Source organism: Paractinoplanes abujensis (assembly GCF_014204895.1).
Classification (GTDB): Bacteria; Actinomycetota; Actinomycetes; order Mycobacteriales; family Micromonosporaceae; genus Actinoplanes; species Actinoplanes abujensis.
Window position 1 is genome coordinate 25642 of record NZ_JACHMF010000001.1, and the last position, 20723, is coordinate 46364.

Genomic DNA, 20723 nt, shown 5'->3' on the forward strand with positions numbered 1-20723 from the left:
ACCCATGCAATCATCCCAATCAATACATATCAAGGGCGATGCCGGAAGGGGCCGCTCAATGCCGCCCACTGCAGCAGCATGATCGTCTTTGCGTCGGCGATGCGGCCGTCGGCGATCGCGGCCAGGGCGTCGTCGAAGTCGAGCTCGACGGCCTCGATGTCCTCGCCCTCGTCGGCCACCCCGCCACCAGGTCCCGTACGGTCGGCGGCCGTATAGGGCGCGGCGTAGAAGTGCAGGCGCTCGGTGACCGAACCCGGGCTCATCCACACGCCGAACACGTGCTCCAGCTCGCCGACCGTGACACCCAGCTCCTCCGCCGTCTCGCGCCGGATCGCACTGGCCGGGTCGTCGTCGTCGAGCAGGCCCGCGGCAGCCTCGACGAGCATGCCGTCGGGGTGGCCGTTGACGTAGGCGGGGTAGCGGAACTGCCTGGTGAGCAGCACCGTGCGCCGGGCCACGTCGTACAGCAGGATCGTCGCGCCGTCGCCGCGGTCGTACGTCTCGCGCTGCTCCGTCGTCCAGCTGCCGTCGCGGTGGCGGTAGTCGTACGTCGTGCGGCGCAGGACGTGCCACGCCGTCGCCAGCAGCTCGACGTCGCGGATCACCACGCCGGGGTTGCCGGTGAGGTCGCGGCCCACCTGGTCGAGGCCGGTGCGGCCGCGGTGGTCGGGCAGGTCGAGGCCAGGGATGCCGAGGTCAGTCATGGCCGGTACGCTAGCCCAGGAAACACGCAACAGTCGACAACAATGAGGAGAAACACGTAATGCTGCCGGCCGAGCGCCGCGACTTCCTGCTGGAGCGGCTGCACGCCGAAGGCAAGCTCGTGGTCACCGACATCGCCTTCGAGCTCGGCATCGCCGAGGACAACATCCGCCGCGACCTGCGCGACCTCGCCGCCGCCGGGCTGCTGCAACGGGTCTACGGGGGAGCGCTGCCCCCGGCGCCGGCCGCTGCCGACTACGCGACACGCACCACGGTCTCGCCGGACAGCAAACGCCGGGTGGCCGCTGCGGCCGCCGCCCTGATCCGGCCCGGCCAGACGGTGCTGCTCGACGGTGGCACGACCGCCCTGGCCGTGGTCAACGCCCTGCCCGCCGACCTGGAGGCCACGATCGTCACGCACAGTGTCACGGTCGCCGCCGCGCTGGTCCCGCATCCGACCGTCGACGTGCTCGTGCTCGGCGGCCGGCTGTTCAAGCACTCGGCGGTCGCCTCCGGCGCGATCACGGCCGAGGCCGCCCGAACCGTCCACGCCGACCTGTTCCTGCTCGGCGTCACCGGCGTACATCCGAAAGCGGGTCTGACCACGGGCGACCCCGACGAGGCGGCGATGAAACGCACGCTGGCCGGCCGGGCCGCCGAGACCTATGTGATGGCCAGTGCGGAGAAGATCAACGCCGCTTCCCCGTACGTGGTGCTGCCGCTGAACGAGGTGAGCGGCGTGATCACGGACTTCCCGGACACGGGGGACCTCGGCGTTCCGATCGTCGCGGCGCCGTAGGGGTCGCCGGGTCGGCGTCGTTGCTTGTGGTGTCACGAGGTCGTCTTGCGTGCCGGCTCAGCGTCCCGCGCTCGGGTGTGCCGCCCCCAGAACAGGGCGCCTCCAGAACGGGCCGCCTCAGAACAGGGCCCGCCCTACCGGGGGCCCCCACCCTCGACCATTTTATCGGGGTGGGGCGATCTTGGGAGGGTCGCAAGCCGGCGGTTGTGGACAACCCGGAATTGTGGACAACTCACATGATCTTCGGGCGGGGACTAACTTAGGCCGCGTTCCCGGGCCATGCGCTCCACGGCGTCCTTGGCCTCCGCCAGTCCCGTGCCCGTTCGCTCGCGGTAGACCTTGATCGCCTGGATTTTCTGGCCCTGCATCAGGTGGGCCAGCACCTCCGAGTCCTGGGTCGCCGCGGGCTCCTCGATGCCGAGGTGAGTCATGATCGTGTCCAGTTTTCGTTCGATCGCGGCCAGTCGTGCCGATTCCCGGGTGTTGCGCCGGGTGCGGTCGGAGGCCACGACCAGGCTGAAACCGACCACGGCGATGATGATCGCGACGACGTAGGCGAAGTCCATACGGCCATCGAATCAGCTGCCGGCCACCGAGCGCCTGCCGGCGGACGCGGCCGGAGCGGCAGCGGCGTCGGCAGCGGCTCGGCGCGGCCGCTGCCGGAGTGGTCACGGGATGGGCGCGAGTGCCAGGGCGTCGGCTGTGATCAGGTGCGGCCGCTGCTGGAGCGTCAGGGGGCGTCGGGCGGTGTCTTCAGCGCGGTTACGCAGGAGCGCAGCAGCCGGCGCATCTGGTCCTGTTCGGCGGGCGTCATCCCGGTCAGCATGGCGTCCTCGACGGCCCGTACGGCGCCGCTCGCGGTGGCCAGCTGGCGGCGGCCCTTCGGGGTCAGCGTGGTCGGCAGCACCCGGCCGGACGGCGCGCGTTCGGGCCGGGCGACCAGGCCGTCGCGTTCCAGGGCCTGCAGCAGCACGTTCATCGACTGCCTGGTGACGAACGTGCCGCGGGCCAGTTCGGAGTTGGACAGGCCGGGCCGTTGGGAGAGCAGTTCCAGGCACGAGTAGTGCGTGATCGTCATGCCGAGCGGCCGCAGCACGGCCTCCATCGCGCTGTGCAGGCTGCTCGACGCCATTTTCAGCAGGTATCCCACCGAGGTGTCCAGCTCGACTTGACTCATGTCAGCATCCTGACATACCGTGGTGCATGTCAGTCAACTGACATTCAACAAACTAGGAGTGATCATGGCAGTCACCGGTCCCGACTTCGTCTCTCTGCAGGTCAGCGACATCGAGCGGTCCGCCGCCTTCTACGAGAAATACCTGGGCCTGCGCCGCCGCCCCGGCCCGCCGCACGCCGTCGTCTTCGACACCGCGCCGATCGCCTTCGCCGTGCGGTCGCTCGTCGCCGGCCCGATCGCCGAGCCGGGCCGCGGCGTGGCCCTGTGGCTGCACGCCCATGACACTCAGGAGATCCACGACGAGCTGGCCGGGGCGGGCGTGACGATCGTTTCCGCGCCTGTCGACGGCCCCTTCGGCCGCACGTTCACGTTCGCCGATCCGGACGGTTACGAGGTGACCCTGCATGACCGCGCCTGAACGGTGCTGGGTCAGCACGGTCAGCCTCGATCATGTCGAGGTGGCCGCCGCGGGCGGGTTCACGCAGGCCGATCATGGTGCGAATACCCGGCTGCGGCGGCTGCGGCCCGGCGATCACATCGTCTTCTATTCACCGCGAACGACGATGATCGGCGGCGATCCCGTGCGGCGATTCACCGCTCTCGCCGTCGTCACCGGGGCCGAGCCCTACCAGGCGCCGAGCGAGCACTGGCGCCTGGCCTGCACCTTCGAGCCGGTGACGCCGATCGAGGTCAAACCCCTGGCCGGCGCATTGTCGTTCATCTCCGACCCGGCGCATTGGGGGCTGCCGTTCCGCCGCGGGCTGTTCACGATCCCGGCTGACGATTTCGCCGTGATCGCCGAGCGCATGAGAGCGTGATCGCCGAGCGCATGAGAGCGTGATCGCCGAGCGCATGAGGACGTGATCGCCGAGCGCATGAGGACGTGATCGCCGAGCGAACGAGAACGTGATCGCCGAGCGGATGAGAAGCGGCGGCTGAGCGCAGGAGAAATGGTTCTGACGCGTGAAGCGGACATACCAGACATCGAACCGGGTACTCTTCGTCGGGGGCGGGCCCGGCGAAGAAGGGTCGGCCTGGGACGTCACTCAGCGTTGAGAAAGGACGGTGTCGGCTCGATGAAGGTCGGCATTCCCAGCGAGGTCAAGAACAACGAATTCCGGGTGGCCATCACCCCCGCCGGTGTGTACGAATTCCGTCGCGCCGGGCACGAGGTGTTCGTGCAGTCCGGTGCGGGCCGCGGCTCGTCGATCACCGACGGTGATTACGTGGCCGCCGGTGCCACGATCCTCGACACGGCGGACGACGTGTGGGGCGCGGCCGACCTGATCCTCAAGGTCAAGGAGCCCATCGCCGAGGAGTATCCGCGGATGCGGCCCGGCCAGGTGCTCTTCACCTATCTGCACCTCGCGGCGTCCAAGGAGTGCACCGACGCGCTGCTGGATCGTAAGGTCACCGGCATCGCGTACGAGACGGTCGAGCTGCCCGACCGCTCGCTGCCGTTGCTCGCGCCCATGAGCGAGGTCGCCGGGCGGCTCGCGCCGCAGGTCGGGGCCTATCACATGATGCGCTCGGGCGGCGGCCGCGGCGTGCTCATGGGCGGCGTCCCCGGTGTGTACGCGGCCAAGGTCGTCGTCATCGGGGCCGGTGTCTCCGGCATGAACGCCGCCGCCATCGCGCTCGGCATGCAGGCCGAAATACTGGTGCTCGACCGCAACATCGCCCGGCTGCGCGCCGCCGACGCCGACTACCGGGGGCATCTGCAGACCGTCGCTTCCAACGCATACGAGATCGAGAAGGCAGTGCTCGATGCCGACATGGTCATCGGCGCGGTGCTGGTCCCCGGCGCGAAGGCCCCCAACCTGGTCTCCAACGAGCTCGTGGCCCGCATGAAACCGGGCAGTGTGCTCGTCGACATTTCGATCGACCAGGGCGGCTGCTTCGAGGATTCGCGGCCGACCACGCACGCCGACCCGGTCTACAAGGTGCACGAGTCGCTGTTCTACTGCGTCGCCAACATGCCGGGCGCGGTGCCGCACACCAGCACCTACGCACTGACCAACGTCACCCTGCCGTACGCTCTGGAACTGGCCAACCTGGGCTGGCGCGACGCGCTCAAGGCGGACCCCGCGCTGGGCCTGGGTCTGAACACTCACGACGGGCACGTCACGTACGGGCCGGTCGCGGAGGCCCACGGCATGACGACACTCGACCTGGCAGAGGTGCTCAACTGACGGTGCAGCGCGTCGTACAGGCCTATCTCGACCATCTGACAGTCGAGCGTGGGCTGTCGCGCAACACCCTCGCGTCGTACCGGCGCGACCTGGAACGGTATGCGCAGGCGCTCGCCGCGGACGGGGTCGACGATCTCGCCGCGGTGGGCACCGCCCGGGTCACCGCGCATCTGGCCGCTTTGCGCGCCGACGGGCTGGCCGCCGCGTCCGCCGCCCGCGCCATGAGCGCCGTTCGGGGTCTGCACAAGTTCGCCGCGCGCGAGGGGCTGGTCGGCACCGACGTGGCCGCCGAGGTGCGCCCGCCCTCGCCGGCCAAACGCCTGCCCAAGGCCCTCGACGTCGACCAGGTGAACCGTCTGCTGGCGGTGCCCGACGACACCCCGCTCGGGCTGCGCGACAAGGCCCTTCTGGAGTTCCTGTACGGCACCGGGGCGCGCATCTCCGAGGCCGTCGGCGCGGCGATCGACGACCTCGACCTCGACGGCGAGCCGGCCGCGATCCTGCACGGCAAGGGCGGCCGCACCCGGTTGGTGCCGGTGGGCGGGTTCGCCCGGGCCGCGCTGGAGGCTTACCTCGTACGGGGAAGGCCCGGTCTGGCCGCGAACGGGACGGGGACTCCGGCCGTCTTCCTCAACGCGCGCGGTGGCCGGTTGTCGCGGCAGAGCGCGTGGACCATTCTGCGCCGCGCCGCCGAGGCCGCCGGGTTGCCGGTCGAGGGCGCGCACGCCGTGAGCCCGCACACGTTGCGCCACTCGTACGCGACCCATCTGCTCGACGGCGGCGCCGACGTGCGGGTCGTCCAGGAACTGCTCGGGCACGCCTCGGTGACCACCACGCAGGTCTACACGCTGGTCACCGTGGACCGGCTGCGCGAGGTGTACGCGACCGCACACCCGCGCGCTCGTTAGAGAGTGCGCACCCATAGATAGCGACACGCCGACAGCTCGCGGGGGAACGACGGCGGTCGTGGCGTAGAGTCGGGCATCGGCTCCGGCTGTCTGAGTCGGAAGGGGGCGAGGGTCATGGCGGGCAACGGCGATCGGGCGGAGGCCTGGACCTCTGCGCTCCGGGAGCAGCAGGGATCCATGGACCTGGGGGCTGATCTGGGCCCGGCCGACCCGACGGCGTACACGATGCGCCGTCCCATTCCCGAACCGATGCCGACCGACCGGCACGGCCCGGCCCGCATCATCGCCCTGGCCAACCAGAAGGGCGGCGTGGGCAAGACCACCACGACGATCAACTTGGGCGCCGCGCTCGCCGAGTACGGGCGCAAGGTGCTCCTGGTCGACTTCGACCCGCAGGGTGCCTGCTCGGTCGGCCTGGGGGTCAACCCGCACAACCTCGACCTGAGCATCTACAACCTGCTCATGCAGGACGACGTCACCGCCGAGGACGTCATCATCAAGACCGATGTGGCCGGCCTGCACCTGCTGCCCGCCAACATCGACCTCTCGGCGGCTGAGATCCAGCTGGTCAACGAGGTCGCCCGCGAGATGGCGCTGGCCCGGGTGCTGCGCTCGGTCCGTAAGGAATACGACTTCATCCTGATCGACTGCCAGCCCTCGCTGGGTCTGCTGGCGATCAATGCGCTGACGATCGCGCACGGCGTGCTCATCCCCCTGGAGTGCGAGTTCTTCTCGCTGCGCGGTGTCGCCCTGCTGCTCGACACGATCGACAAGGTGCGTGAGCGGCTCAACTTCGACCTGGAGCTCGAAGGCATCCTCGCCACCATGTACGACTCCCGCACGACCCACTGCCGCCAGGTGCTGCAGCGCGTGGTCGAGGCGTTCGGCGACAAGGTCTACCAGACCGTCATCACCAAGACCGTCAAGTTCCCCGAGTCCACCGTGGCCGGCGCGCCGATCCTGACGCTCGACCCGGCCTCGTCCGGCGCGCGCAACTACCGGCAGCTCGCCCGCGAGGTCATCGCCGCCAAGGCCGAGCGCGGCTGACCCTTGCTCTACGCTCTCGGTGAGCCGGTCGCGTTCGTCGCGCTGGTCGTCTCCTTCCTGCTCGCGATCCTGCTGCGCGCCGTGGCCATCCGGCTGACCGCCCGCAGCCTCGGCCTGGCCGAACGCCGCGACTCGATCGCCCCGCGCCTGCGTGAGGACGTCGACCCGTTCGGCGGCGTCGCGGCCGCGATCGGCGGCATGGGCTGGGGCAAGATGCTCTCGGTGGACGAAGTGCCCCGCTATCGGGGCCGCGGCAAGGCCATCGCCGTCTTCGCGGCCGGCCCGGTCGTCTGCATCATCGTCTCCCAGCTGCTCATGCTCGCGTACGCCCTGGCCTACCCCGACAATGTGCTGTCGATCATCGGACCGGCCGACGTGCTGCTGGGGATCGGACTGCCCATCCCGCATCAGGTGCTGCTGTCCCTGGCCGTCGGGTTGCTCTGCTTCGGCATCCTCGCGTTGATCCCGATCCCGCCGCTCGACGGCTTCGGTATTCTCTACAACGCCGTCAGCCGTCCCGGCCAGGGCCTTCAATGGATGCGGCTGTGGTTCGAGGAGAAGAACATCGGCATCCTGGTGCTGCTGATCCTGTGCATCTTCCCCTTCGGAACGCCGTTCCTTCTGCAGATCTTGAACCTGCTCGGATTGGTCTTCGTCCGCGTCTGGGGGTGACCCCTATAACCCCGGAATCGTGCCCTAAGGAAGAAGCACTGAGGCGCAATGTGGCGGCGGAGGCGCACTCTGAACGCATCAGTTCTTTTCCCTCACCGGAGATGATCGAGATGCGTAGTCAATTGCTTGCCGCCCGCGCCGCCGCCCTGTTCGCCAGCGACCTGCCGGCCGGTTCCCGGCCCAGCCCTGCTCTTGTCGAAGCCACTATCGCCGAGTCCGTCCGCACGTGCGGCGGCACCCGCGGGTGCGTGGCCGCCCTGGCCGCCGCGTACGGCGACTACCCGGAGACCGCCGTGGCCCGCATGCGCTGGGCGCGCAGTGTGGTCCAGGGTGTTTACGAATCCTCGCCCCACATGGCATTGGCCGCTTGATCGCCGGACCGGATCGCGGCATGGCGGATCCGTACGATCCTCAGGCAGCCCGTTCGTGCGTGACCTCCACTACGTGATCCGCCACCGGCCCGCTGCCCGTGCGACCCGACGTCACGCCTGCATCCCGGCGGTCGCCTTGGTGATCGCGTGCACGGCGACGGGCTGCTCGGGGCCCGGCACCACGGTGTCGAACTCATGACGGAGGCCCAGCTTCTCCATGACCCGGCGCGACCGCTCGTTCTCGACGTGCCGGATGCTGACGATGCGATCCAGCCCGGCCTCGTCGAAGCCGAACCGCAGCGCCTCGCGGGCGGCTTCGGTGGCGTAGCCGTGACCCCAGTAGGGGCGGTCCAGGCGCCAGCCGATCTCCACGGCCGGCAGGATCTCGGGCAGGAAATCGGGGATCGCCAGGCCGGCCCAGCCGATGAGCGTGCCGTCCTTCTCCACCGCGAACAGGCCGAACCTGTTCTGCTGCCAGGAACGCATCATCCGCTGCAGGCCCTCGGCGGTCTGCTCACGGTCGCGCACCGCGCCGTCGAGGATGAAGCGCATGACCTCGGGGTCGGCGTTCATTGCGGCCAGGGCGTCGAGGTCGTCGTCACGCCAGTCGCGCAGAAGCAGGCGTTCCGTACGGCGGATCATCGCGGATCCTCCAAGTAGGCGTTGATCGTCGACCGCAGCCGGTCGACAGTGGCCTCGATCAGGGCGAGCTCGGCGGGCGAATGGTCGTGGAGCGCGGCGTCGAGCCGGTGGGCGAGCGGTTCGTAGTAGTCGTCGGCGTCCGCGCGAATGTCCGGCGTGGAGTGCAGGGTGACGATGCGCCGATCACTGTTCTCCCTGGTCCGGACGATGTGGCCGGCGTCCTCCAACCGGTTCAGCAGGATCGAGGTCGCGCCCGTCGTGAGGCCGATCCGTTCGGCCAGCCGGGCCGGGGTGAGCGGGCGGCCGTGCTCCTCCGCCGTAATGATCTCGACGATCGCGGCCGCGTCGGTGGGGTGCATCTGCCGGCTGCGGGCGTACCGGCGGCCCAGCTCGCTCTGGATGGCGGCCAGTTCCCGCAGACCGTCGAGGACCCGTTGCCGCTGCTGGTTCAATGTCCCGCCCCTCCGGTCCCTTGCAATTTAGCAGACGTGCAAAGTATCTTTGCGCCAAAGTTACTTGGACAATAAGGGGTCGAGCGGTATGGGTGAGGTGACCTCCCGGGGCGGCAGCGGTCCCGGCCTCGTGCTGATCCAGGGCGCGGCGTGAGCCCTTCGCCTGACCGGTGCGGCGCCGCCGCCTACGTCCGCGCCTACCTGCGTGCGCCGTTCCGGGCCGACGAAGCGCGTCGGCGGCGGGCGCGGCAGATCGTCCGTGCCGGTGGCCGTGTCGTGACGGGCGGGATGACCTGCGGGGCGCAGTGGGAGTTGCGTGACTGGCTCACCGATGAGCTGGTCGGGCGGGGGAGCGACGGCCCCGGCGGGTTGCGGGTGGCCCTGCTCGGGCTGTGCCACGCCGACAGCCTGTACGCCGAGTCCGACATCACGACGTCGGATGTTCCGCTCTCGCTGCGCCGGGCGCTCGAGGAGTGGGTGTGTGAGCCGGACACGCCCGACGAGGACATCGCCGAGTTCGTGGGGTGGGCAGTCGACCTCGTACGGGAATGCCGTTGATCTCTATGTACCCATTTAGGGTGAGTCACTTGACGGGGAATCAGGCGTTGATCTTCAGAGCGATGGGAGTGACCTGTGAGGCGGGAGCAGGTTGTCGGAGCCGTGGTCTACGGTCAGTTCGTGCCTGAAGAGTCGACCCAGCCGTCCGCGCCCGCACCGGAGCCGCCACCCCTCGCGGGTGACACCGGTGCGCCCGAAGACGCCGGTGGCATGACGGTCGACGGTGGCGGCGTGCCGGTCGACTCGGAGGGCAATCCGGTCGATGAGAGCAAATTCCTCGTACGGCTGGACAACTTCACGGGTCCGTTCGATCTGCTGCTGCAGCTGATCGGCAAGCACAAGCTCGACGTCACCGAGGTCGCGCTGCATCAGGTCACCGACGACTTCATCGCCTACATCAGGGCCATGGGCGACGACTGGGATCTCGGCGAGGCAAGCGAGTTCCTGCTGGTGGCGGCCACCCTGCTCGACCTCAAGGCGGCCCGGCTGCTGCCCGCGGCCGAAGTCGAGGACGAGGAAGACCTGGCCCTGCTCGAGGCGCGCGACCTGCTCTTCGCGCGGCTGCTGCAATACAAGGCCTTCAAGGAGGCCGCGGCCCACATCATGGAGCTCGAAGGCGTCGGCGCGCGCCGGTGGCCGCGCATGGTGTCGATGGAGCCCCGATACGCCGAGGCGCTGCCCGACCTGGTGCTCGGGGTCGGGCCGGAGCGGCTGTTCAAGCTGGCGTTGAAGCAGTTCGCGCCGAAGCCCGGGCCGCCGCAGGTGTCGATCGCGCACATCCACCAGGTGCGGGTCAGCGTGCGTGAACATGCGGCGTTGCTGCGGGACCGGTTGCGGCGTGCCGGGCAGGCCACGTTCGGGCTGCTGGTCGCCGACTGTGACAACACGCTCGAAGTGGTGGCCCGGTTCCTGGCGTTGCTGGAGCTGTATCGCGAGGGCCTGATCGACTTCGAGCAGCCGGTGTCGCTGGACGAGCTGACGGTTCGGTGGATCGGCGGGGACGCGGCGGACGCCGAGCTGGACATCGACGACTACGAGGGCAGCAAACCGGAGATCGACACGGCGGCGGCCGAACCGGGCGAGGAGATGCCCGACACCGAGGCGCTCGTCGTCGATCTTCCGGATTTCGCGGACGACGACGAGGACGACAGCGACTCGGATCTCGACGCGTTCGACGTCGGGCCGATCGAGATCCCGGCCGCCCTCGACGTGGCTGACGCTGCGGTTGCCGGGGGCGGACGTCCGGAGGCGGACAGTCGAGAAGCTGAGCCGGAGGGCCGGCGCGACGGACGCGATGATCTTGGCGGGGAAGACGACGACGCGGAGGAACGATCGTGAGCAACGACGAGCGGCCGGACTCACTTGCGGCGCAGGCGGCGGCCTGGGTGCCGCCGTGGGAACGGGCCCCGCGGCCTCCGGACCGGGAATACCAGCAACAAGCCGAGGCTGACGCGCGGGCCCGGGCGGGGGAGCTCGACGACGAGTCGGGGCTCTCCGACGACGACTTCGACCCCGCGTTCGAGCGGGCCGACGCGTCCCCCGAGTGGGCGGAGGCGTCCGCCGAGGCGGCTGACGCGCACGGGCCGGCCGGCGGGGGCGGCACGGTTGAGGCGGTCAAGGCGCAGGCCTCCGAAGCCGGCGAGGGTCCGGCTGTGGAGGAACCGGCGCTCAGTGAGCCGGGAGACGAGGCTACGGGGGTCGACGCGGCAGTTGACGCCGGCGAGCAGGAGTCCGTCGAGGTGGCGCCGGGCCCGGAGCTGCCGTTGCCCGGGGCCGTCGAGGACGCGGTCGAGGCCGCGGACGCCGACGAGCCGGGAACTCCGGTGGACGCGCCGTTGCCGCCCGACGGGGATGACGCGGGCGACGTCTTCGACGCGGCTGCCGATGACGATGTGACCGACGACGGCGAGATGGACCTGCCGTTCTCGGAAGAGGTGCCGCCGTCGGGCAGCGACTACGACGACGATGACGACCTGAGCGATGAGGCTACGGCAGCGGCGGTGGCTGCGGCCGGCGACGACGAGGCCGAGAGCGACGAGGGCGGCGTCGACGAACCGGCGACCGGAGTACGGGAATCAGCGGTCGATGCGGGCGGGACGGCGGCCGGCGGCGGGCACTCCGTCGCGGGTGACGGCGGCGAGGCCGGCGAATCCGTCGCCGATGAGGGCAAAGCCTCGGGTCGGAAGGCCGGCGGCAGGGGCAGAGGGTCCAAAGCCCCGGGCGGAGACGCCGGCAAGGTGCCGGGACAGAAACGCCGGGCCGGTGAGCTCGGCGGGATCGGCGATGAGGCGTCACCCCGTACGGGGGAAGAATTTGACCTGCCGGGGTTGACCGAGGACGCGGAGCTGGCGGGCGCGTTGGAGGCGATCATGCTGGTCGTCGACGAGCCGGTGGCCGAGTTGCAGCTGGCGCAGATCCTGGAGCAGCCGACCGAGCGGATCGCGGCGATGCTCGACAACTTGTCGGCGCGGTACACGGCGGCGGGCCACGGTTTCGACCTGCGGCGGGTGGCGGGCGGCTGGCGGCTCTACACGCGGCCGGAATACGCGGCCTACGTGGAACGGTTCGTTCTCGACGGGCAGTCCGTGCGGCTGACCCAGGCGGCGCTGGAGACACTGGCCGTGGTCGCCTACAAGCAGCCCGTGACCCGTTCGCGCATCAGCGCCATCCGCGGTGTGAACTGCGACGGGGTCATGCGTACGCTTGCTACTCGTGGCCTGATCGAGGAATGCGGCACCGAGGGCGAAACCGGGGCACACCTGTATCGCACGACGGGCCTGTTCCTCGAGAAGCTCGGCCTCAACTCGGTCGACCAGCTGCCGCCGCTCGCCCCGTTCCTGCCCGACGACGTGGAAGAAGTGCTCGATGCCACAGGCTGACACCGCCGAACGCCTCCAGAAAGTCCTGGCGGCGGCCGGTGTTGGATCCCGGCGCGCCTGCGAAGACCTGATCTTCCGGCGGCGCGTCACGGTCAACGGCAAGGTCGCCAAGCTCGGCGACAAGGTCGACCCCACCACTGCCGAGATCCTCGTCGACGGGCAGCGGGTGATCGCCAACACGAAGCTCGTCTACCTCGCGCTGAACAAGCCGCGCGGCGTCGTGTCCTCGCTCGACGACGAGAAGGGCCGCACCGAACTGGCGGATTTCGTCGGCCAGTTCGACGTGCGGCTGCACCACGTGGGCCGGCTCGACGCCGACTCAGAGGGTCTCCTGCTGATCACCAATGACGGCGAGCTGACCAACAAGCTCACGCACCCGCGTTACGAGATCCAGAAGACGTACGTGGCCGAGGTCGTCAACGGCCCGCTGCCCCGCAACGTCGGCCGCCAGCTGCTGTCCGGCGTCGAGCTGGAGGACGGCCCGGCCAAGGCCGACTCGTTCAAGCTGCTGGGTGCGCTCGGCAAGACCGCGCAGGTCGAGATCGTGCTGCACGAGGGCCGCAAGCACATCGTGCGCCGCATGATGGAAGAGGTCGGCCACCCGGTGACCCGCCTGATCCGCACCGCCGTCGGGCCCGTGCGCCTCGGCGATCTGCGTCCGGGCGGCTTCCGGCACCTGTCCCCGGCCGAGATCGCGGCGCTGTTCAAGGCGGCCGGCGACTGACGTTTGCCCCGGTGTACGCCGGGCATGCGATCCGTCCCCATAGGAGAGGACGGATCGCATGGTGACCCATTCCGCAGCCGGTAACTCTGCCGCTGTACGCAGTCCCGTTCGCACCGCCGCGCTCGTGGTCAGCGTGGTATTCGTGCTGGTCGGACTGGCTGGTTTCATCCCCGGCGTGACGACGAACTACAGCGACATGACCTTTGCCGGGCACCACTCCGACGCGCACCTGCTCGGCGTGTTCCAGGTGTCGGTGCTGCACAACATCGTGCACCTGCTGTTCGGCGTGGCGGGCCTGGCCCTGGCCCGCACAGCCTCGGGCGCGCGCAACTTCCTGATCGGCGGCGGCGCGATCTACCTGGTGCTCTGGCTCTACGGCCTGGTCGTCGGGCAGGACTCGAGCGCCAACTTCGTGCCGGTGAACAACGCCGACGACTGGCTGCACCTCGGCCTGGGCCTGGGCATGATCGCACTCGGGCTGCTGCTGTCCCGCAACGTCCGCGCGGTTGATCGCCGGTAGGAAGTGGTCAGGCCCGGGGATTCGCCCCGGGCCTGACGCCGGCTCAGTCCGGCCGGTAGTTCGGCGAGTCACCCGCCACGTCGCGCGTGTTGTAGCCGGCCCGGTCAACCTCCGAGGGCTGTGGGCTCTCGTCCCGGTTGCCGCGCTTGTCCTCCGGGGCCAAGTCGCCCTGGTCGTCCACGGGGATCTCCACGGAGTGGCCGGGCGGGCGCAGGGAAGCCTCGTAATCAGTGGGTTCGTCAGTCATGCCGAAGCGGGTTCCCGCAGGTCCGCCAGACAAACAGGCATGCTCGGCCGCTCGCCGGGAATGCGTCGGGCATGAATGCCGTCGCCGCATCGAGTGAATGGATCGCGCCGGACGGCGTGCGCCAGCCGGGTGGGGAAGTGCACGCCTGGCAGCAGGGCCAGAATCAGACAGTGTGCGGGCTGCCGTTGAGCCGTACACGGTTGCGCCGGTTCCCGCACGTTCCGTTCGACTTCCGCGCGACCGATGTCGTGACGCCGGAGGATCAGGTGCGTCACATCTGCCCGCGCTGTGTAGCGGCGACGTCGCGGCGCGGCGACCGGAAAGGCTGGACCCGGGTGTCGCCTAGACCGTGATCACCAGTTTGCCGACGGTGTGGTGGTGGGCGAAGTCGGTCAGCGCCTGCACAGCCTGCTCGAACGGGTAGACCCGGGCGATCGTCGGCGTCAGCGCGGCCACCTCGGCCATGCCCCCGAACCGGCCGTCCAGGTCGAGGACCAGCTCGAAACGGATGTCGTCACGGTCGATCATCTCGGGGCGCGGCGGCGGGAACGTGATCGTGAACAGCCGTCCCTGCGGGCGCAGGGCGGAGGCGGCTCGTTGCAGGCGGTCAGTGGGCAGAACCAGGTTGAGCACAAGGTCCACGCCGGTCGGGTAAGGGTCGTCGTAGCCGATGACTGTCCCGGCGCCCACCTTGTGCAACAGGGCCTCGTCGCCGGGGCGGCCGGTGGCGATCACTCTCGTGTGCCGGAGCTGCGGCAGCAGGGTGGTGCCGACGCCGCCGGTGGCCCCGATGACCAGAACCGACTCGCCGGCGACAGGTTGCGCCGTGGCCATCAGCGCGCGGGTGGTCAGGCCGACCGTGGGCAGAGCGGCGGCGTCGGTCGGGCTCAGTGTGGGCGGGCGGTGCGCGATGAACGGCGTGTCCGCCTCGAACACGGCATACTCGGCCAGCGCACCCGTAGTCATCGAGGGGTGGGCGCCGGCCATGGCCTTCAGCGCGCGGGGCACCGCATGACCGAAGATCAAGTTCCCTTCCCCGTACGTGGTGACGCCGGCGCCGATTTTCGTCACCGTGCCCGCGAAGTCGTTTCCCGGTACGTGCGGGAACGTGAGCGGGGCCTGCTCCTTGTAGGCGCCGCTGGGGATCACGATGTCGCCCGGATTGATCGAGACGGCGGCTATGCGCACCTGGATCTGGCCGGGACCGGGCTCGGGCACCGGTAGGGCGGCGAGCTCGAAGCTTTCCGGGGGTCCGTACTGGGTGGCTACTACTGCCCTCATCTGAACCGTTCTCCTCGGTTGGGCGGTGCTTAGGTCGCGGGCGGATGGACGTGACGCCCCGCATCGACGCGACGCGACGCTCATAGCGACGCCGACGTCGATGACCTCGTGTAAGCGGACCGCGTGGTCACGTTAGAGCTAAACGGACCGGGCGGTCAACTTGTTAGGGTGGGCTGGTGATCGACGAACGGCCGCTGCGGGCGGATGCGGCCCGTAACCGGGCGTCGCTGCTCGCCGCGGCCACCGCCGAGTTCGCCGAGCGGGGACTGGACGCGTCGGTGGCCGACATCGCGCGGCGAGCCGGCATCGGCAAGGGGACCGTGTTCCGGCACTTCCCGACCAAAGACGATCTGCTGGCGGCCGTGGTGCTCGACCGCATCGACGGGCTGGCGGCGCTGGCTCAGCAGCTGAGCGACGCGCCGGACGCGGGGGCGGCGCTGCTGGAGTTCATGGACGCGGCGGCGGGGCGGCAGCGGCAGCTCGACCTGTCGTTCCTGCGCGAGGCCGGCGGCGTGAACGCGCGCCTGGACGGGGCCCGGGCGGCGATGTTCGCGGCGATCATCGAGCTGGTCGAGCGGGCCAAAACGGCCGGGGCGGTGCGGGCGGACATCTCGGGGATGGACGTGATCCTGCTGATGTGCGCGCCGAATCACGTGGTCAGCTTCGTGCCCGACGCGCCGCCGGAGCTGTGGCGGCGCTATCTGGGGATCATCTTCGACGGGCTGCGTCCGGAGGGGGCACGGCCGTTGCCGCATCCGGCGCCCGGGGCGGCGAGCTAGCTGCGTGCACTGGATAGCGCGACCACCGGGAACATCCCGCAGCCGCGCTACGGCCTTGCGTTTCGCTCAGCTCGCGGTGAGCCTCGCGTTCGCGCCAGTGCTCTTGTCCAGCCCGAGATGCCGTACGGGAAAAAGGTCTTAATCGAGCGCCGCGAGCGCCTTGATCACTGGGGCGTAAAGGCGGGTTTTGATCGTTTCGAGCGTGGGGCCGGCCTTGGCGATGTGCGCGGCGGCGATCTCGATGGCGGTGGGAAGCACGGCGTCCTCGCTGACCGCCTGGTCGACGATGTGGCGGCCCGCGGCCTCGGTGCCGCCGAAACGACGGGCCAGAACCATGGCCTCATGGGCGGTTTGCGGGTTGAGGCGCGATTGGATGAGGGCGGACATTCCTGGCGTGAACGGGATGTTGATGTCGGCCTCGGGCAGGCACCAGAAGCCGCGGTCGGCGCGCATGATGCGTACGTCGTGGGCGAGCGAGAGCATGGCGCCGGCGGCGAATGTGTGGCCCTGCAGCGCCGCGACGGTGACGAAAGGCAAGGTCAGCACGCGGGTGAGCAGGGCCTGCACGCGTACGCCGTAAGCGGTGTACTGCTCGGGATGGGCCATCAGCCACTCGAGGTCAAGGCCGTTCGACCAGATCTTGCCGGTGGCTTTCGTGACGAGAGCGCGGGGTTCGTCGTTTTTCTCGACCTCGTCAAGAAGGGACTCGACCTCGGTCAGCCAGTCGGGGTGGAAGCGGTTCTCGCCGTCGCCGAGGTCGAGGACGTAGACCGCTTCGTGGCGTTCGAGCGCAGGCATGGCAGCTCCTCTGAGGTTACTGCCCGGTAACATACCCTAGTTCGTCGCTCATCGGTGCGCCGGGCACAATGGGAGGGTTGGTCGGGCGGGCAAACCTTGGAGGAACGGTGGCGGAAGAAGCACGGCCGGAAAAGTGCGTGGTCGCGGTCGACGGCCCCTCCGGTTCCGGCAAGTCCACCGTGTCCCGGCGGCTGGCCAAGCGGGTCGACGGCGTCTACCTCGACACCGGCGCCATGTACAGGGCCGTGACCTGGGCTGTTCTGCAGGCCGGGGTCGACCTGAGCGACCCCGACGCCATCGCGAAGATCGCGCTCGAGACCGAGCTGTCGATCGGCACCGACCCGGCGGCGCCGCACTTCGCGGCCAACGGCACCAACGTCGACGAGCCCATCCGCGGCGTCGAGGTCACCCAGGCCGTCTCGGCCGTCGCCGCCGTGCCCGCCGTCCGTAAGCACCTCGTCGCGCTGCAGCAGGCGATCATCGCCGGCCACCCGCGCATCATCGTCGAGGGTCGCGACATCGCCTCCGTCGTCGCGCCCGACGCCGACCTCAAGGTCTATCTGACCGCCTCCTCGGCCGCCCGGGCCGCGCGCCGCAGCGCCGAGGACAGCGCCGACGTGAAGGCGACCGAAGCCGACCTGGCCCGCCGCGACAAGCTCGACTCGACCCGCAAGACCGACCCGCTCAAGCTGGCCGACGACGCGATCGAGGTCGACACGACAGGCATCGGCATCGACGAGGTCGTCGCGTACGTCTTGAACCTTCTAAACAGCAAGGTGAAATCGTGAGTGAAGTCCCTTTGGGCGTTCTGTCCGAGGACTCCGACACCGGCCCGGCCCCCGTCGTGGCCGTGGTCGGCCGCCCCAACGTGGGCAAATCCACCCTGGTCAACCGCATCATCGGCCGCCGCCAAGCTGTGGTCGAGGACGTCCCCGGCGTCACCCGTGACCGCGTGCCGTACGACGCGCAGTGGAACGGCCGCCGCTTCACCGTGGTCGACACCGGCGGCTGGGAGCCGGACGCGCGCGACCGGGCCGCGGCCATCGCTGCCCAGGCCGAGATCGCCGTGCAGACCGCCGACGTGGTCGTGTTCGTGGTCGACGTGTCCGTCGGCGCCACGGATGTCGACGAGGCCGCCGTCAAGATGCTGCGCCGCTCGCACAAACCGGTCATCCTGGTCGCGAACAAGGCGGACAACAACTCGCTCGAGCTCGAAGCCGTATCGCTGTGGTCGCTCGGGCTGGGCGAGCCGCACCCCATCTCGGCCCTGCACGGGCGTGGCTCGGGCGACCTGCTCGACGACATTCTGAACGCCTTGCCCACGCCGCCCCCGATCGTGGAGGGCGGCCCCCGCGGCCCCCGTCGCGTGGCTCTGGTCGGGCGGCCCAACGTCGGCAAGTCGTCGCTGCTCAACCGCGTGTCCAAGGAGGAGCGGGCGGTCGTCGACTCGGTCGCCGGCACCACTGTCGACCCGGTCGACAGCCTCGTCGAGATGGACGGCGAGACCTGGCAGTTCGTCGACACCGCCGGGCTGCGCAAAAGGGTGAACCAGGCCTCGGGCACGGAGTACTACGCGTCGCTGCGCACAGCCGGGGCGGTGGAAGCGGCCGAGGTCGCGGTCGTGCTGCTCGACTCGGCCGAGACCATCTCGGAGCAGGACCAGCGGGTGCTGACCCAGGTGGTCGAGGCAGGCAAGGCCCTGGTGATCGCCTTCAACAAGTGGGACCTGGTCGACGCCGACCGCCGGATCTACCTGGACAAGGAGATCGAACGCGAACTCAAGCGGATCCCCTGGGCCATCCGGGTCAACATCTCGGCCAAGACCGGCCGGGCCGTCGACAAGCTCGCGCCCGCTCTGCGCCGCGCCCTGGCGTCCTGGGAGCAGCGGGTGCCGACCGGTGCGCTCAACCAGTGGCTCACCGCCCTGACCCAGGCCACCCCCCACCCCGTACGAGGTGGCCGCGCCCCCCGCATCCTGTTCGCCACCCAGGCCGGCGTGGCCCCGCCGCGTTTCGTGCTCTTCACGACGGGCCCACTGGATGCCGGCTACCAACGCTTCGTCGAACGTAAGCTCCGCGAGGAGTTCGGGTTCGAGGGTTCGCCCATCGAGGTGTCGGTGAAGCCGCGCAAGAAGACGGGCCCGGGGGGTCGGGGCAAGGCCCACGGGTAGGACTTGCTAAGCTTTCGGAGTTGCCGCGCGGTGTTCGTGCCGGGCGGCGGCGGGCTGTAGCGCAGCTTGGTAGCGCACTTGACTGGGGGTCAAGGGGTCGCAGGTTCAAATCCTGTCAGCCCGACCAGCTTTTTGAGGCCGTTGGCAAGGACGAAAGTCCTGGTCAGCGGCTTTTTCATGGCTGCACATCGCTCGACCAAGATCGCTCTAGTGGATCTTGTGGTCACGGGCGTGGTCACAGACGTGCTTCGGCGTGGTCACATGGGAAGCCATTAATCGGACATAGCGAGTCTCCGTCGGGTTCCTTATGACCTTTATCTTACTTTTGCACTCACCGCACTTGATGGCTTTCGCAGGCGCGGGAGGTGCCGCCGCCTGCCGATGAGTGCCGGATAATTCATCCGTCATATAGGGCGCGAGTCGACGCTAACGGAGCCGACGAGCACCGATTGGGCAAGTCCTGTTTGGAGTGGCCGCTCTTAGGGTGAGTCACCGGTGGTAAGCACGACGATGCGCTGTTCAGAGTGGCAACCGGCCGCGACGGCCCGCCGCTCCCGTTCGCTGGCTACGTACACCGTGACACTGAGAAGTCGGTGCGCGACGTCGCCAGTGATACGGGAGGCGATAGGGCAAATTACGGCTACTACGCGGTGGTTGGCGATGACTGAGACACCCATCGCGTACTCGAAGTCGGCGGGGAGATGCCATGGCCGCATGCCCGCCTCGGCGGCCACGCGTTGGATCACCAGCGGAGTAAGTCGATCTTGGCGGCTCATCAGGGCGGCGATGCGCTGCGCGTGCCGCTCGGCCTCTTGCGCGCGGCGCCGTTGCGCCACCTGCCTGGCCTGCTCAAGCGCCGATCGCTCACCGACTACCTCAGCGTCCGTGGCGCGCTGCGCGTCACGGACGGCCTCGGCCCATTGCAAGTAGGCCGGGCTGGTCCACCACCATCGGGCCGCCGATCCTATTCGAGGGCTTTGCCTGATGGTTGCGCCAGCCGGAAGGCGTACCCAGACAGCCGCCGCCTGGCAGACGAGCCCGACGAATGCGTCCAGCCCGAATGTCACGGTCTCCCACCGCTCATGGCCGGGGCACGGCGGCGGGACCAGAAGGTCCAAGTAGCGGGAACACGAACGCGGATTACACCGTTCGACCTGCAGCCGCGCCAGCGGTCCATCTACATGGATGCTGGTCTGCTCGACCTTGACCGTAACCGCCGGTGCAGCCGACGTTGTCGGCCGGTCGAACACCCACACAACTTCCACGCCATCAACGGCGTAGCGTTCCGTTCGTGAAAGCGTGTCATCGTCGTGCTGCTTAGCCAGCTGTGCCTCCCAGGCCACCCGCCGTGCGCCGTCAGGTGAGGTCGCCAGCACATCAGCACGCCACCGGCCCTGCGGTCCGGTGGCCTCCAGTGCAGCGGTCCACCCGGCCTGGCGGACGGCGGCGGCGATCGCGGACTTCAGCAGCCTGTGATTCGCGGTTTCCCCAGTGAGTGGACAGTCAGGGTGCGCGGCGTCGTGGGCGAAAACCGCAACCCGAGCTTCGACACCTTGGCATGCATCGACTCGCCGCAAACGTCGCAGCGCAGCGCCACCCGAGGACGTACCCGGTGGATGCTTTCCCATGCCACCCCGACGCCCAGGTCGGCGTGAGTCGCATCGACGCGGCCGCCCAAACCGCGGGCCACCAAAGGCATGCATCGATAGTGACCTGTGCGACAGGCCATTCGCTATGGCTTTGCGGAGGGCGTGAGTTCCCGACTGCAAGAACGTCGGCTACTGGCCGCCCACGTCTCTTTGAGC

At 69.3% G+C, this 20723-nt stretch carries 26 protein-coding genes and 1 tRNA gene; 18 read left to right on the forward strand and 9 right to left on the reverse strand.

Features of this window, described 5'->3' with window-relative positions; genetic code table 11:
* Positions 1 to 29 precede the first annotated feature (29 nt).
* Positions 30 to 704, reverse strand: coding sequence for an NUDIX domain-containing protein (locus BKA14_RS00105; protein ID WP_184948918.1), 675 nt, complete (start codon positions 702 to 704; stop codon positions 30 to 32).
* A 59-nt stretch (positions 705 to 763) separates the two neighbouring features.
* On the opposite strand from BKA14_RS00105, the gene BKA14_RS00110 reads away from it, so the two are divergent.
* The gene (locus BKA14_RS00110) at positions 764 to 1501 is read left to right on the forward strand and encodes a DeoR/GlpR family DNA-binding transcription regulator (protein ID WP_184948919.1); all 738 of its coding nucleotides are present in this window, start codon (positions 764 to 766) and stop codon (positions 1499 to 1501) included.
* 254 nt (positions 1502 to 1755) lie between these two features.
* On the opposite strand, the gene BKA14_RS00115 is transcribed toward BKA14_RS00110, so the two are convergent.
* Both BKA14_RS00115 and BKA14_RS00120 read right to left on the reverse strand, forming a co-directional pair.
* On the reverse strand, positions 1756 to 2067 hold the full coding sequence (locus BKA14_RS00115) for a ribosomal protein L7/L12 (RefSeq protein WP_184948920.1): 312 nt from the start codon (positions 2065 to 2067) through the stop codon (positions 1756 to 1758).
* A 164-nt stretch (positions 2068 to 2231) separates the two neighbouring features.
* Positions 2232 to 2678 (reverse strand): MarR family winged helix-turn-helix transcriptional regulator, encoded by a 447-nt coding sequence (locus BKA14_RS00120; RefSeq protein WP_184948921.1) that lies wholly within the window; start codon positions 2676 to 2678, stop codon positions 2232 to 2234.
* 64 nt (positions 2679 to 2742) lie between these two features.
* Here BKA14_RS00120 and BKA14_RS00125 point away from each other — a divergent pair, with 64 nt between their 5' ends.
* From BKA14_RS00125 to BKA14_RS00155, 7 genes are all read left to right on the forward strand, one after another.
* The gene (locus BKA14_RS00125) at positions 2743 to 3096 is read left to right on the forward strand and encodes a VOC family protein (RefSeq protein WP_184948922.1); all 354 of its coding nucleotides are present in this window, start codon (positions 2743 to 2745) and stop codon (positions 3094 to 3096) included.
* On the forward strand, positions 3083 to 3496 hold the full coding sequence (locus BKA14_RS00130; protein ID WP_184948923.1) for an EVE domain-containing protein: 414 nt from the start codon (positions 3083 to 3085) through the stop codon (positions 3494 to 3496). Before BKA14_RS00125 ends, BKA14_RS00130 begins: the two co-directional genes overlap by 14 nt.
* A gap of 258 nt (positions 3497 to 3754) precedes the next feature.
* The gene (gene ald / locus BKA14_RS00135) at positions 3755 to 4870 is read left to right on the forward strand and encodes an alanine dehydrogenase (protein ID WP_184948924.1); all 1116 of its coding nucleotides are present in this window, start codon (positions 3755 to 3757) and stop codon (positions 4868 to 4870) included.
* The gene (locus BKA14_RS00140) at positions 4867 to 5778 is read left to right on the forward strand and encodes a site-specific tyrosine recombinase XerD (RefSeq protein WP_184956458.1); all 912 of its coding nucleotides are present in this window, start codon (positions 4867 to 4869) and stop codon (positions 5776 to 5778) included. Before ald ends, BKA14_RS00140 begins: the two co-directional genes overlap by 4 nt.
* A 114-nt stretch (positions 5779 to 5892) precedes the next feature.
* Positions 5893 to 6825 (forward strand): ParA family protein, encoded by a 933-nt coding sequence (locus BKA14_RS00145; RefSeq protein WP_184948925.1) that lies wholly within the window; start codon positions 5893 to 5895, stop codon positions 6823 to 6825.
* A gap of 3 nt (positions 6826 to 6828) precedes the next feature.
* A complete protein-coding gene (locus BKA14_RS00150) occupies positions 6829 to 7497 on the forward strand; it encodes a zinc metalloprotease (protein ID WP_184948926.1) in 669 nt (222 codons plus the stop codon).
* Between the two features lie 110 nt (positions 7498 to 7607).
* The gene (locus BKA14_RS00155) at positions 7608 to 7868 is read left to right on the forward strand and encodes a hypothetical protein (RefSeq protein WP_184948927.1); all 261 of its coding nucleotides are present in this window, start codon (positions 7608 to 7610) and stop codon (positions 7866 to 7868) included.
* Between the two features lie 111 nt (positions 7869 to 7979).
* Here BKA14_RS00155 and BKA14_RS00160 read toward each other — a convergent pair whose 3' ends face one another.
* The gene (locus BKA14_RS00160; RefSeq protein ID WP_184948928.1) at positions 7980 to 8510 is read right to left on the reverse strand and encodes a GNAT family N-acetyltransferase; all 531 of its coding nucleotides are present in this window, start codon (positions 8508 to 8510) and stop codon (positions 7980 to 7982) included.
* Positions 8507 to 8962 carry a MarR family winged helix-turn-helix transcriptional regulator gene (locus BKA14_RS00165; protein ID WP_239093693.1) on the reverse strand — a complete coding sequence of 152 codons (456 nt, stop codon included), beginning with the start codon at positions 8960 to 8962 and terminating at the stop codon, positions 8507 to 8509. Before BKA14_RS00165 ends, BKA14_RS00160 begins: the two co-directional genes overlap by 4 nt.
* Positions 8963 to 9112: 150 nt before the next feature.
* Between BKA14_RS00165 and BKA14_RS00170 the strand changes: the two genes are divergently transcribed.
* The 5 genes from BKA14_RS00170 to BKA14_RS00190 all read left to right on the forward strand — a co-directional run bounded on the left by BKA14_RS00170 (position 9113) and on the right by BKA14_RS00190 (position 13643).
* Positions 9113 to 9520, forward strand: a complete 408-nt coding sequence (locus BKA14_RS00170; protein ID WP_184948929.1) for a hypothetical protein — start codon at positions 9113 to 9115, stop codon at positions 9518 to 9520.
* 210 nt (positions 9521 to 9730) lie between these two features.
* On the forward strand, positions 9731 to 10858 hold the full coding sequence (locus BKA14_RS00175) for a segregation and condensation protein A (protein WP_184956460.1): 1128 nt from the start codon (positions 9731 to 9733) through the stop codon (positions 10856 to 10858).
* A 572-nt stretch (positions 10859 to 11430) separates the two neighbouring features.
* Positions 11431 to 12399: an SMC-Scp complex subunit ScpB gene (gene scpB, locus BKA14_RS43040; RefSeq protein WP_239093725.1), complete on the forward strand. Its 969-nt coding sequence runs from the start codon at positions 11431 to 11433 to the stop codon at positions 12397 to 12399.
* The gene (locus BKA14_RS00185) at positions 12386 to 13123 is read left to right on the forward strand and encodes a pseudouridine synthase (protein ID WP_184948931.1); all 738 of its coding nucleotides are present in this window, start codon (positions 12386 to 12388) and stop codon (positions 13121 to 13123) included. Before scpB ends, BKA14_RS00185 begins: the two co-directional genes overlap by 14 nt.
* Positions 13124 to 13181: 58 nt before the next feature.
* The gene (locus BKA14_RS00190; protein WP_184948932.1) at positions 13182 to 13643 is read left to right on the forward strand and encodes a DUF4383 domain-containing protein; all 462 of its coding nucleotides are present in this window, start codon (positions 13182 to 13184) and stop codon (positions 13641 to 13643) included.
* A gap of 43 nt (positions 13644 to 13686) precedes the next feature.
* On the opposite strand, the gene BKA14_RS00195 is transcribed toward BKA14_RS00190, so the two are convergent.
* Positions 13687 to 13890, reverse strand: coding sequence for a hypothetical protein (locus BKA14_RS00195; protein ID WP_184948933.1), 204 nt, complete (start codon positions 13888 to 13890; stop codon positions 13687 to 13689).
* Between the two features lie 71 nt (positions 13891 to 13961).
* On the opposite strand from BKA14_RS00195, the gene BKA14_RS00200 reads away from it, so the two are divergent.
* Positions 13962 to 14243 carry a hypothetical protein gene (locus tag BKA14_RS00200; protein WP_184948934.1) on the forward strand — a complete coding sequence of 94 codons (282 nt, stop codon included), beginning with the start codon at positions 13962 to 13964 and terminating at the stop codon, positions 14241 to 14243.
* On the opposite strand, the gene BKA14_RS00205 is transcribed toward BKA14_RS00200, so the two are convergent.
* Positions 14233 to 15171, reverse strand: coding sequence for an NADP-dependent oxidoreductase (locus tag BKA14_RS00205; protein ID WP_184948935.1), 939 nt, complete (start codon positions 15169 to 15171; stop codon positions 14233 to 14235). The genes BKA14_RS00200 and BKA14_RS00205 overlap by 11 nt on opposite strands.
* Before the next feature lie 176 nt (positions 15172 to 15347).
* Between BKA14_RS00205 and BKA14_RS00210 the strand changes: the two genes are divergently transcribed.
* Complete coding sequence (locus tag BKA14_RS00210; protein ID WP_184948936.1) at positions 15348 to 15950, forward strand: TetR/AcrR family transcriptional regulator; 603 nt, start codon at positions 15348 to 15350, stop codon at positions 15948 to 15950.
* 138 nt (positions 15951 to 16088) lie between these two features.
* On the opposite strand, the gene BKA14_RS00215 is transcribed toward BKA14_RS00210, so the two are convergent.
* Positions 16089 to 16748 carry an enoyl-CoA hydratase/isomerase family protein gene (locus BKA14_RS00215; RefSeq protein ID WP_184948937.1) on the reverse strand — a complete coding sequence of 220 codons (660 nt, stop codon included), beginning with the start codon at positions 16746 to 16748 and terminating at the stop codon, positions 16089 to 16091.
* Positions 16749 to 16855: 107 nt separating this feature from the next.
* Between BKA14_RS00215 and cmk the strand changes: the two genes are divergently transcribed.
* The 3 genes from cmk (at position 16856) to BKA14_RS00230 (ending at position 19045) form a co-directional block, all read left to right on the forward strand.
* Positions 16856 to 17536, forward strand: coding sequence for a (d)CMP kinase (gene cmk / locus BKA14_RS00220; RefSeq protein ID WP_239093690.1), 681 nt, complete (start codon positions 16856 to 16858; stop codon positions 17534 to 17536).
* On the forward strand, positions 17533 to 18918 hold the full coding sequence (gene der, locus BKA14_RS00225; RefSeq protein ID WP_239093688.1) for a ribosome biogenesis GTPase Der: 1386 nt from the start codon (positions 17533 to 17535) through the stop codon (positions 18916 to 18918). Before cmk ends, der begins: the two co-directional genes overlap by 4 nt.
* A 50-nt stretch (positions 18919 to 18968) precedes the next feature.
* Positions 18969 to 19045, forward strand: a tRNA-Pro gene (locus tag BKA14_RS00230).
* Positions 19046 to 19397: 352 nt separating this feature from the next.
* Here the strand turns inward: BKA14_RS00230 and BKA14_RS00235 are convergent.
* On the reverse strand, positions 19398 to 20621 hold the full coding sequence (locus BKA14_RS00235; RefSeq protein ID WP_438861865.1) for a competence protein CoiA family protein: 1224 nt from the start codon (positions 20619 to 20621) through the stop codon (positions 19398 to 19400).
* Between the last annotated feature and the right edge of the window lie 102 nt (positions 20622 to 20723).

Coding starts and splice junctions, on each gene's coding strand:
- BKA14_RS00105 (WP_184948918.1), bottom strand. CDS start 704: ATGACTGACCTCGGCATCCCTGGCCTCGACCTGCCCGACCACCGCGGC.
- BKA14_RS00110 (WP_184948919.1), top strand. CDS start 764: ATGCTGCCGGCCGAGCGCCGCGACTTCCTGCTGGAGCGGCTGCACGCC.
- BKA14_RS00115 (WP_184948920.1), bottom strand. CDS start 2,067: ATGGACTTCGCCTACGTCGTCGCGATCATCATCGCCGTGGTCGGTTTC.
- BKA14_RS00120 (WP_184948921.1), bottom strand. CDS start 2,678: ATGAGTCAAGTCGAGCTGGACACCTCGGTGGGATACCTGCTGAAAATG.
- BKA14_RS00125 (WP_184948922.1), top strand. CDS start 2,743: ATGGCAGTCACCGGTCCCGACTTCGTCTCTCTGCAGGTCAGCGACATC.
- BKA14_RS00130 (WP_184948923.1), top strand. CDS start 3,083: ATGACCGCGCCTGAACGGTGCTGGGTCAGCACGGTCAGCCTCGATCAT.
- ald (WP_184948924.1), top strand. CDS start 3,755: ATGAAGGTCGGCATTCCCAGCGAGGTCAAGAACAACGAATTCCGGGTG.
- BKA14_RS00145 (WP_184948925.1), top strand. CDS start 5,893: ATGGCGGGCAACGGCGATCGGGCGGAGGCCTGGACCTCTGCGCTCCGG.
- BKA14_RS00155 (WP_184948927.1), top strand. CDS start 7,608: ATGCGTAGTCAATTGCTTGCCGCCCGCGCCGCCGCCCTGTTCGCCAGC.
- BKA14_RS00160 (WP_184948928.1), bottom strand. CDS start 8,510: ATGATCCGCCGTACGGAACGCCTGCTTCTGCGCGACTGGCGTGACGAC.
- BKA14_RS00175 (WP_184956460.1), top strand. CDS start 9,731: ATGACGGTCGACGGTGGCGGCGTGCCGGTCGACTCGGAGGGCAATCCG.
- scpB (WP_239093725.1), top strand. CDS start 11,431: ATGGACCTGCCGTTCTCGGAAGAGGTGCCGCCGTCGGGCAGCGACTAC.
- BKA14_RS00185 (WP_184948931.1), top strand. CDS start 12,386: ATGCCACAGGCTGACACCGCCGAACGCCTCCAGAAAGTCCTGGCGGCG.
- BKA14_RS00190 (WP_184948932.1), top strand. CDS start 13,182: ATGGTGACCCATTCCGCAGCCGGTAACTCTGCCGCTGTACGCAGTCCC.
- BKA14_RS00195 (WP_184948933.1), bottom strand. CDS start 13,890: ATGACTGACGAACCCACTGATTACGAGGCTTCCCTGCGCCCGCCCGGC.
- BKA14_RS00200 (WP_184948934.1), top strand. CDS start 13,962: ATGAATGCCGTCGCCGCATCGAGTGAATGGATCGCGCCGGACGGCGTG.
- BKA14_RS00205 (WP_184948935.1), bottom strand. CDS start 15,171: ATGAGGGCAGTAGTAGCCACCCAGTACGGACCCCCGGAAAGCTTCGAG.
- BKA14_RS00215 (WP_184948937.1), bottom strand. CDS start 16,748: ATGCCTGCGCTCGAACGCCACGAAGCGGTCTACGTCCTCGACCTCGGC.
- BKA14_RS00235 (WP_438861865.1), bottom strand. CDS start 20,621: ATGCATGCCTTTGGTGGCCCGCGGTTTGGGCGGCCGCGTCGATGCGAC.